General features: G+C 72.5%; 10 protein-coding genes and 1 pseudogene. 3 read left to right on the forward strand and 8 right to left on the reverse strand.

The genetic code is table 11. From position 1 onward, the window contains the following. Positions 1 to 3: 3 nt before the first annotated feature. The 6 genes from ACWCSD_RS16560 to ACWCSD_RS16585 form a co-directional block, all read right to left on the reverse strand. Complete coding sequence (locus ACWCSD_RS16560) at positions 4 to 969, reverse strand: ADP-ribosylglycohydrolase family protein (RefSeq protein WP_397165790.1); 966 nt, start codon at positions 967 to 969, stop codon at positions 4 to 6. Continuing rightward, on the reverse strand, positions 966 to 2,276 hold the full coding sequence (locus tag ACWCSD_RS16565) for an ABC transporter substrate-binding protein (protein ID WP_352361224.1): 1,311 nt from the start codon (positions 2,274 to 2,276) through the stop codon (positions 966 to 968). The genes ACWCSD_RS16560 and ACWCSD_RS16565 overlap by 4 nt, the downstream gene beginning before the upstream one ends. A gap of 12 nt (positions 2,277 to 2,288) precedes the next feature. Next, positions 2,289 to 3,107 carry a carbohydrate ABC transporter permease gene (locus ACWCSD_RS16570; RefSeq protein WP_357706637.1) on the reverse strand — a complete coding sequence of 273 codons (819 nt, stop codon included), beginning with the start codon at positions 3,105 to 3,107 and terminating at the stop codon, positions 2,289 to 2,291. After that, complete coding sequence (locus tag ACWCSD_RS16575; RefSeq protein ID WP_357964307.1) at positions 3,104 to 4,018, reverse strand: carbohydrate ABC transporter permease; 915 nt, start codon at positions 4,016 to 4,018, stop codon at positions 3,104 to 3,106. The genes ACWCSD_RS16570 and ACWCSD_RS16575 overlap by 4 nt, the downstream gene beginning before the upstream one ends. After that, positions 4,015 to 5,046 carry a LacI family DNA-binding transcriptional regulator gene (locus ACWCSD_RS16580; protein WP_352361218.1) on the reverse strand — a complete coding sequence of 344 codons (1,032 nt, stop codon included), beginning with the start codon at positions 5,044 to 5,046 and terminating at the stop codon, positions 4,015 to 4,017. The genes ACWCSD_RS16575 and ACWCSD_RS16580 overlap by 4 nt, the downstream gene beginning before the upstream one ends. 255 nt (positions 5,047 to 5,301) lie before the next feature. Beyond that, the gene (locus ACWCSD_RS16585; RefSeq protein WP_449915780.1) at positions 5,302 to 6,528 is read right to left on the reverse strand and encodes an MFS transporter; all 1,227 of its coding nucleotides are present in this window, start codon (positions 6,526 to 6,528) and stop codon (positions 5,302 to 5,304) included. A gap of 23 nt (positions 6,529 to 6,551) precedes the next feature. Between ACWCSD_RS16585 and ACWCSD_RS16590 the strand changes: the two genes are divergently transcribed. The 3 genes from ACWCSD_RS16590 to mihF all read left to right on the forward strand — a co-directional run bounded on the left by ACWCSD_RS16590 (position 6,552) and on the right by mihF (position 8,706). Further along, positions 6,552 to 7,787 carry an ROK family protein gene (locus ACWCSD_RS16590; protein WP_449915782.1) on the forward strand — a complete coding sequence of 412 codons (1,236 nt, stop codon included), beginning with the start codon at positions 6,552 to 6,554 and terminating at the stop codon, positions 7,785 to 7,787. 107 nt (positions 7,788 to 7,894) lie between these two features. Then, on the forward strand, positions 7,895 to 8,299 hold the full coding sequence (locus ACWCSD_RS16595; RefSeq protein ID WP_358285520.1) for a GlcG/HbpS family heme-binding protein: 405 nt from the start codon (positions 7,895 to 7,897) through the stop codon (positions 8,297 to 8,299). A 101-nt stretch (positions 8,300 to 8,400) separates the two neighbouring features. Continuing rightward, on the forward strand, positions 8,401 to 8,706 hold the full coding sequence (mihF, locus tag ACWCSD_RS16600; RefSeq protein WP_043641121.1) for an integration host factor, actinobacterial type: 306 nt from the start codon (positions 8,401 to 8,403) through the stop codon (positions 8,704 to 8,706). A 143-nt stretch (positions 8,707 to 8,849) separates the two neighbouring features. Here mihF and ACWCSD_RS16605 read toward each other — a convergent pair whose 3' ends face one another. Both ACWCSD_RS16605 and ACWCSD_RS16610 read right to left on the reverse strand, forming a co-directional pair. Continuing rightward, positions 8,850 to 9,497, reverse strand: coding sequence for a response regulator transcription factor (locus ACWCSD_RS16605; RefSeq protein ID WP_358285518.1), 648 nt, complete (start codon positions 9,495 to 9,497; stop codon positions 8,850 to 8,852). Next, positions 9,488 to 9,699, reverse strand: a pseudogene (locus ACWCSD_RS16610) (sensor histidine kinase); the annotation flags it as partial. The gene ACWCSD_RS16605 and the pseudogene ACWCSD_RS16610, both read right to left, overlap by 10 nt.

Consider the following 9,699-nt stretch of genomic DNA (forward strand, 5'->3'; position numbering starts at 1 on the left):
GATCTACAGTCCTTCCGCCAGTTCGTCGGCGACGTCCAGCACGTGTCTTCCGGCCACGACGGGCAGGCATTTGCCGCTCACCGGGCCGATCCTGGCGGCCCATCGTCCGGGCACGCCCTGTTCTCCCTGGATCGCGCCGGCGACCGCGCCGGCGATGGCGCCGATCGTGTCGGCGTCCCGGCCCAGGCTGACCCCGAACGTCACCGTGGCCTCCACCTCGCCGCCGCCCGCCAGGACGGCGCCCAGCGCCAGCGCGACGGCCTCGGGCGCGAGGTCGGTCCAGGGGTAGTGCCGGACCACGACGGCCTCGTGCAGCGCCTCGATCAGGGCCAGGTCGTCGTCCGCGCCCGTCGCGAGCACGTCGCGCGCCCTGACGATCGCGCGGGCCGTCCAGGAGTCGGCGGGGATCACCGACAGCGCGGCGGCCACGGCCTCGGCGGGCGTGCCGCCCGCCATGGCGGCGGCCACGGCACCGGCGGCCGCGCGGCCGCCGAGTATGCCCTCGCCCGACCCGCTGACCAGCCCGTCCTGTTCGATCAGGCGGGCCGCCTCGGCCGGGTCGCCGGGGCAGAAGATCCCGTACGGCGCCGCCCGCATGGCCAGCCCGTCGGACCAGCCGTGCTGGTGGACGCGCCCGGTCAGCGGCGGCTCCAGCCCCCGGCGGAGCGCTTCGATCGTGCCCAGCTCGGAGAACCCGGCGCCGCGCATCGGCCCGGTCACCGACGGGATGATCTCCTGCCGGTACGCCCGCGCGACGTCGGCCGCGGTCAGGGCGTGCCCGTGCCGGACGAGCAGCGAGGCGGCGAAGATGGCGTACTCGGTGTCGTCGGTGCCGCCGCCCTCGATCTCGGTGAGCCGGCCCCACCGCCGCCGGATCTCCGACGGCGACAGGTTCTCGGCGGGGGCGCCGAGGGCGTCGCCGGCCGCCAGGCCGAGCAGACACCCCCGGGCCCTCAGGCGATGAGTCACTGCTGGTACCGCTCCAAGACCTGGTTGCCGTCCTCGACGAGCCGCTTGGCCGCGTCGTCGATGGTGATCTTATTGGCGAAGTACTCCTGGAGGACCGGCGTGGCGACCTTGCTCTTCCACTCGTCGAAGCCGTTCACCTTCAGGAACGGGGCCACGACCAGGTTCTTGGCGGAGGCGGTGGCGACGTCCCAGCCGTTGTCCTGGGTGGTCATCGCCGGGTCGGCGGCGGCCGTCTGGGAGGTCGGCAGCAGCCAGTCGCCCTTGGCGAGCTTGGCCTGGTTGGCGCCGTTGAGGAAGAACGAGATGAACTTCATGGCCTCGTCCGGGTGCTTGCTGTCCTGGGCGATCGACAGCGTCTGCGAGACCGCGCCCTGCTGGGCGCTGGTGCCCTTCGGCGCGGGAAGGGTCACCCAGTCGAAGTCGTCCGGGGCCTGCTCGGCGACCTGCTGGCGCAGGTAGACGCCGGCCGGCAGCAGCGCGAACTTGCCCTTGTAGAAGGCGGGCAGCGGGTCGGCGGTGCCCTGGCCGAGCGCGGCCGGGTCGGCGGACTTGTCCTTGTAGAGCTGGTCGTGGATGCGCTGGAGCACCTCGCGCTCCTCGGGCCCGACCTTGACCGTGGTCTTGCCGTCGGCGGTCTGGAAGAACGTGCCGCCGAAGTTGAGCGCCAGGTTGAGCGTCTTGTTGACCGGCGACTTCATCGGCCAGGCCACGCCGAACGTGCCGCCCTTGGTCATCTTCTTGGCGGCCTCGGAGAACTCGTCCCAGGTCCACGGGTTGTCCGCGGTGGGGACGCGCACCTTGGAGGCGTCCAGGAGCTTCTTGTTGGCGATGATGACCTGCGACTCCTGCAGGAACGGCACGCCGTAGATCCCCTGCTCGCCCTTGCCGCCGTTGAAGGTGACGGTGTCCCAGGCGGACTGCGGGATGTCGCCCTTGAGGTCGGCGGGCAGCTTGCTCGTCAGGTCGAGCAGGTAGCCGTCGGAGGCGAACCCGGCCAGCGCCGGCGAGTCGTTGTGGATCACGTCCGGCGCGGTGCCGCCGGCGAACTGGGTGACGAGCTGGTCGTTGACGTTGTCCCAGCTGCCCTGCACGTAGGTGACCTGGGTCTTGGGGTTGGCCTTGTTCCACTCGTCGACGATCTGCTTGTTGGCCGCGACGGACTCCTTCTGCCAGGCCAGGCTGAGGAAGTTGAGCTTCACCGGCTCGCCGGACGAGGCGGCCTCTCCACCGCCCCCTCCTCCGCTGCCGCCACACGCGGCGGCGAACGCGACGACGGCCGCCGCCGCCAATGCGGACTTGATTCGCATATGAGCCTCCTACTAGCCCTTCACGGCGCCGGCCATCAGGCCGGACTTCAGTCGCCGCTGAATGATTGCGAAGAAGATCAGGCTCGGGATCGTCGCCATGAGCGACGCCGCGGCCAGCGGGCCGAGCCTGGCCACCCCCTCGGGGCCGGTGAACCGCACCAGCGTGAGCGGGAGTGTCATCACGTCGGGGTCCTGGAGGATCACGAGCGCGAACAGGAACTCGTTCCACGACGAGATGAAAGAGAACAGCAGCGTGGCCACCACGCCGGGCGCGAGCAGCGGCGCCACCACGCTGGCGATCGAGCGCAGCCGGGTCGCGCCGTCGACGGCCGCGGCCTCCTCCAGCTCGCGCGGCACGGCCCGCACGTAGCCCTGGAGCATCCACAGCGCGAACGGCAGCGTGAACGTCACGTGCACGACGACGAGCCCCGGCAGGGTGTTCACCAGCTCCAGATCCCGCAGGATCATGAAGAGCGGGATGATGATCAGGATGAACGGGAAGACCTGGCTGACCAGCACCCAGCCGATCGCGACCTTGTTGAGCAGGCTGCGGTAGCGGGCCATGGCGTACGAGGCCGGCAGCGAGATCAGCACGGTGATCACGCTGCTGAACAGCGCCACCACCAGGCTGCGGCCGGCCGCGCCGATCAGGTCCTGCTCGCCGAAGGCGTCGGAGAAGTTGGACAGGGTCGGCTCGCGCGGGATCCACGTCGGGTCGGCCAGCGCCATCTCCTGGGGCGTCTTCAGCGCCGTGGACAGCAGCCAGAACAGCGGGAACGCCAGGAAGACGATGTACGCGACCAGCGCGACGTACTGCGGGGCGCGTCTCATCGGGTCTCCCTCATCTGGCGCCACAGGTACAGGCCGAGCACCGTGAGCACGACGATCGCCATGGCCAGGCCGAGCATCGAGGCGTATCCGGCCATCCGGTAGCGGAACGCCTCCTCGTAGGCGAACAACATCGGCAGCCGGGTCTGGCCGCCGGGCCCGCCCTGGGTGAGCACGTAGACCAGGCCGAACTGGTTGATGTTCCACACGAAGTCGAGCGAGGTGATCGACACGATCACCGGCCGCAGCTGCGGGAGCGTGATGCTCCAGAACCGCCGCCAGCGGCCCGCGCCGTCGACCTCGCCGGCCTCGTAGAGCTCCTTCGGGATGCCCTGGAGCCCGGCGAGCAGGACCACGGTGGTCTGCGGCATGCCGGTCCAGACGCCCACCACGATGATCGCGGGCAGCGCGAGCGAGAAGTCGGCCAGCCAGTTGACGTGCGTGCCGAGCAGGCTGTTCAGGATGCCCGCGTCGGGGTGGTAGACGAGCTTCCACATCAGGCCGATGACCACCGGCGGCATCGCCCACGGCACCACCGCGAGCACCCGGGCCAGGGTCCTGAAGCGCAGGTTCTGGTTGAGCAGCACCGCCAGGCCGAGCGCGGCCAGGAACTGCAGCACGGTCACCGAGACCGACCAGATCGCGCCGATCCGGAAGGAGGCCCAGAAGTCGTCGTCGGTGAGCAGCCGGCCGAAGTTCTCCAGGCCGACGAAGCTGGTCTCGTGGACGCGCGTGTTGCGGGCGTCGGTGAAGGCCAGGCCGATGCCGTACAGCAGCGGGCCGACGCTGAACAGCGCGACGGGCACCAGCGCGGGCAGCATGAGCAGCCACATCTCGCGGTTCCCGCGCGACTTGGGACGCCGCCGGGAAGGCGGGCGCCGGGGCGGTGCCGCCGTCGTCACGGTCGCGGTCACGTCCTGCCTCCCTCATGTCCGTAGGTCTCGCCCGCCGTCGAGGCCCGCACCACCAGGCGCGGCGGAACGGTGATCACGCGCGGCGCGGCGTCGTCGCCGTTCAGGCGGTCGAGCAGCAGCTCCGCGGCGGCCTTGCCGCGTTCGGCCGAGCCGAGCGAGACGCTCGACAGCGACGGCCAGGACGCGGCGGCCAGGTCGGTGTCGTCCATGCCGACCACCGCCACGTCCTCGGGCACCCGGCGGCCGGCGGCGCGCAGCACGTCGAGCGCGCCGAGCGCGATCAGGTCGTTGGCGCACATCAGCGCGTCGACGTCGGGCGCCCGGTCCAGCAGCTCGGCCACCGCGCGGCCCCCTTGCGCGCGGTAGAAGTCGCCGATCTGGACCAGGTCGTCGTCGTAGGGCAGGCCGAGCTGCTCCAGCGCCTCGCGGTAGGCCGCGCCGCGCGAGGCGCCGGGCCAGGTGTCGGGCGGGCCGTTGACCAGCGCGATGCGCCGGCGGCCGAGCGCGTGCAGGTGGTCGACGGCGAGCTTGACGCCGGTGCGCGAGTCGGCCCGTACGTTGTCCACCGGCGTGCCCTCCGGCACCGTGCCGATGATCACGACGGGCGCCCTGGCCGCGGCCAGCATCTGCAGGTGGGCGTCGGTGACCCGGAGCGGGCTCATGATCAGCCCGTCCACGTACCGCTCGCCCAGGCTGTGCAGCACGTCGATCTCGTCGGCCACGACGGCGTCGGTCGAGTGCAGGACGAGCCGGTAGCCGGCCGCCTTGAGCACCGGCTGGATCTGGCGCAGCATCGCCAGGTAGGCGGGGTTGCCGACGTCGGCCATGGCGAAGGCGACCTGGTGGGTGCGCCGGGACTTGAGCGACCTGGCCACGGCGTTGCGCACGTAGCCCAGCTCGTCGGCGGCGGCCATCACCTTGCGCACGGTCTCCTGCCTGGTCGGCAGGCCGTTGAGGACCCGCGAGACGGAGGCGATCGAGACACCGGCGCGCTCGGCGATCGTGGTGATCGTGGGTCCGTCGGCCAAGGCTGTCCTTCCAAGAAGGTAAACGTTTACGGGAAAGTGTCTGTAAACGTTTACCGTGTTTCGCACATGAAACCGGGCCCTCACTTCCGGGTCAAGTCACGATCCCATAACGCCAGGTCAGCGGGCATATGGGCAAAAGAAGAGCGCCCGCTCCCCCGGGTTCGGGGAAGCGGGCGCGTCAGGAGCGACCCAGGGCCGTGGGGAACGCCCGAGCGGCCACGCGGGACGCCCGCGGCCGCACGGAACGTCCGGCCGCTACGCGGGGCGTTCGGCGGGGACGGGGGCGGGCGGCGACTGCCGCGTGAGCAGGCGGATCCCCGGGGCGCCGCTGAGCGCGACGACGGCGGCCAGGACGGCCGGGATGATCAGGGCGACGGGCAGCGACTGCGTGGCCTCGGCCACGTACCCGAGGACCGCCGGGCCGAGCAGCAGCCCGCTGTAGCCGAAGGCCGTCACCATGGCCAGCGCGCGCCCCACCGGGCCGCCCGCCGCGCCGACCGCGCTGAACAGCACCGGCACGACGGTGGCCAGCCCCACGCCCGCCAGCGCCCAGCCGGTCCACGCGCACACCACGCGCAACGGCCCGCCGAGCGCCGGGGCGAGGAGCACCAGGACGTACCCCAGGGTGGCGAAGCCGCCGGCGAGCTGGATCGTGCGCACCGAGCCCAGCCTGGCCCTGATCGGGTCGCCGAGCAGGCGGACGGTCGTCATCGCGACCGAGAAGATCGTGTAGGCCAGCGGCGCGTCGGCCGGGTCGGTGTGCAGCACCCAGCGGGCGTGCAGGGCGGCCCAGTCGATGGCCGCGCCCTCGCTCAGGTGCCCGGCGAAGGCCGCCACCCCGAGCAGCGCGATCAGCGCCCACTTCAGCGTGCCGCCGCCCTCGCCGCCGTCCGCCTGCTCGCCGGCCTGCCGGGCGGCGTCGGGCAGCAGCAGGCGGCAGGCCAGCAGGTACAGGAACGGGACGACGACCGCCCCCGCCACCAGCAGCGCCTGCGGGTCGACCGACGCCCGCAGCGCGAGGGACGTCAGCACGCCCCCGGCCGCCCCGCCCAGGCTCCACGTGCCGTGGAAGGCCGAGATGATGGGCCGGCCGTAGACCCGCTCGACCTCGACGGAGTGGGCGTTGATGGCGACCTCGACCACCCCCAGCCCCATCCCGAACGCCAGCGCGAGCGCCATCAGCGGCCCGTACGAGGGGGCCAGCGCGGGCCCGAGGAGCAGCACGGCCGACAGCGGCCCGCCGATCCAGGACACCCGCCGGCTGGACCATCTGTCCACCAGCCGCCCGGCCACCAGCATCGACACCAGCGCGCCGCCGGAGATCAGCAACAGGACGGTGCCCAGCCTGGCGGCGCCGAGGCCGAGGCGGTCGTTCAACGAGGGCAGGCCGGCCGCCCACAGGCCCATCACGAATCCGCTCAGGGAGAAGAGACCGAAGACTCCGACACGTGCCCGTCTGGCATCAATGAGGCTTTTGTTCACGCCTAGAGCATAAGCTGGGAGTCGTGAAAAGTGCTACGACGAGCGGCGAACTTCGCGCGCACAACCGGGTCCGGCTGCTGCGCGCGGTGCACGACTGCGCGGCGACCCGTACCAGGTCGCAGCTCACCCGCGACCTCAACCTGAGCAGGGGCACGGCGTCGGTGCTGGTCGCCGGCCTGGCCGAGGACCGCCTGCTGCACGAGGAGCCCGCCGCCGGGCACACCAGGGGACGGCCCACCCAGGTGCCCGGCCCCCACCCGCTGGGCCCGCTGGCCCTGGCCGCCGACGTGCGCGAGGACGCCTGGGAGCTGGCGGCGTGCGAGCTGGGCGGACGGGTGAGCGTGCTGGAGGTCCAGCCGCACGACGGCACCCCGGAGGGCGCCCTGGCCTCGCTCGGCCAGGCGGTGGCCGACCACCTGTCCCGGCGGGTGGTCGGCCTCGGGGTGGCCCTCGCCGGCCCGGTCCGGCACGACGGGCTGGCGGACATCGCCCACCTGGGCTGGCGGTCGGTGGACGTGCCCCGGCTGCTGGGCCTCGCGTGGCGGCCGGCCGGCCCGGACCCGGTCCTGGTGGGCAACGACACGGGCCTGGCCGCCCTGGCCGAGGCCCGGCGCGGACGCCTGCGCGGCGTCCGGGTGGGCCTGCACCTGCACGTGGACTTCGACCTCGGCGGCGTCCTCGTCGTGGACGGCCGGCCGCTGGACGGCGCGAGCGGCCCCGGCGCCGAATTCGGCCACATGCCGCTGGGCGGCGGCGACCGTCCGTGCGCGTGCGGCGCGACCGGCTGCTGGGGCCAGGAGGTGGGCGCGAACGCGCTGCTGCGCCACGTGGGCCTGGCCCACGGCGGCGGCCGGGGCCGCGCGCAGGCGGAGGAGGTGCTGGCGAGCAGCCCGGAGACGGTCGAGGCCGGGGCCCGCGCGCTCGGCCGGGGCATCGCCGCCCTGGTCAACGCGCACGACCCCGAGGTCGTCACGCTCTCCGGGCACGGCGTCGCGCTGCTGGAGCGCGCGGGCGAGGCCCTGACGGACTCCTGCCGGCCCGCGCTGATGGCCATCCGGCGGGAGCGTCCGCCCCGGATCGAGGCCGCCGCGCTGGGCTGGCGCGCGGCCCTGCTGGGGGCCATGGAGTCGGTGTTCGACGCCTTCCTGACCCCCGAAGGGCTGGAGAGATGGCGCGAAAGGGGCCCCGACCAGGGCGCCGACACGCCCGGATCACGAAATGTGACGCATTCCACCCTCAAGGGGAAAATCTTGCAATAACTTCCGGCGGCACGACCCCCGACCAGGCGATCTTGCGCCCCCTCCCCCGGCGCTGTACGGATGGAAGGGCCCGGCGCGCTCATGATCATCGACGGGGGTGTGAACGCGTGGATCTCGAACTCGCGCTCCGCATGACCGAGGCCGCTCTGAAGCAGGCCGTCCGGGAGGGCGCGCTGGTCTCGGTGGCGGTCGTGGACGCGGGCGGACATCTGGTGTCTTTCCAGCGTATGGCGGGTGCGGAGATCGCCGGGCCGGTGCTCGCGCCGGGCAAGGCGTACACGTCGGTGGCCCTTCGCGCGGCCACCGCGGACCTCGCTCCGCTGGTGGCGCCGGGCGGCGAGCTCTTCGGCCTGACTGGTGACAGATTCGTCTGTTTCGGGGGTGGCATCCCCCTCTGGGCGGACAACGGCGAAGGGGAGCGGGTGGCCGGCGGCGTGGGGGTCAGCGGCGGCACGATCAGCCAGGACGTGGCGTGCGCCGAAGCGGCCGCCCTGGTGTGGCGGACTCGTTGAGCGGGCGCTTTCCGCAACACGAACCGCTGGTATCCGCCATGATTAGCCACTGCACCACGGGAAACAGTTTCCCGAACCCAACTCCCCGAGGAGAGAACGAGATGGCACTTCCCACTCTCACCCCCGAGCAGCGTCAGGCGGCTCTGGCGAAGGCGGCCGAGGCCCGCGCGGCCCGCACGGCCCTGCTCGCCAAGGTCAAGGCGGGTGAGCTGACCTTCGCTCAGCTCCTGGAGCGCGACGACGACATCGCCAAGAAGATCAAGGTGTCCCAGGCCCTGCGCGCCGTCAAGGGCGTCGGCCCGGCCAAGGCCACCGCGCTGATGGAGGAGGCCGGCGTCGACGAGAAGCGCCGTCTCGGCGGCCTCGGCGCCCAGCAGCGAAAGAAGCTGGTCGACGCGCTCGGCTAGGACCGGGCGGCCGGGTCCGCGCGCCACGTCGCGCGGACCGGCCGGCGACCCCTCGTAGGGCCAGGAGGGGCCGGAGAGCGGCGCACGCTCCACGGCGGGCCCGGCCGAGGGGTCAACCTCAGGCGGTCGATGTCAGGCTGAGGTCAGGACCTCAGGTAGGCCAGCACGGCGAGCACGCGGCGATGCTGGTCGCTGTCGTCGGCGTAGAGGCCCAGCTTGTTGAAGATGCTCCTGATGTGCTTCTCCACGGCGCCGTCGCTGATGACGAGCTGCCGCCCGATGGCCGGGTTGGACTTGCCCTCGGCCATCAGCCCGAGCACCTCGCGCTCGCGCGGCGTGAGCTGCGCCAGCGGGTCGTCCTTGCGTCTGCGGACCATCAACTGGGACACCACCTGCGGATCGAACACGGTGCCTCCCGCCGCCACCCGTCGCAGGCCCTCCAGGAACTCGTCGACGTCGACGACCCGGTCCTTCAGCAGGTAGCCCACCGCGCCACGGGCGTCGGCGAGCAGGTCGTCGGCGTAGGAGACCTCGACGTACTGCGACAGGATGAGCACCGGGGCGCCGGACACCCGGCGCCGGGCCTCGACCGCCGCCCGCAGCCCCTCGTCGGTGAACGACGGCGGCATGCGCACGTCGACCACCGACACGTCGGGTCTGTGCTCGACGATCGCCTCCACGAGGGCGTCGCCGTCCCCCACGGTGGCGACCACCTCGCAGCCGAACTCCTCCAGCAGCCTGACCAGGCCCTCCCTGATCAGAACCGCGTCATCGGCCACGACTACGCGCACGGCACCTCCGCCACGATCACCGTCGGCCCGCCGTCCGGCGACCTGACGGTGAGCTCCCCGTCGACGGCCCGGAGCCGGTCGGCCAGACCGGCCAGGCCGTGTCCCTTGGCGACGTGTGCGCCGCCCACACCATCATCCCCGATCGTGAGCATGAGGACGTCACCGATGCGGAGCAGCTGAACCGTGCAGATGGTCGCGCGGC

This window comes from Nonomuraea sp. NPDC001684 (genome assembly GCF_053596515.1).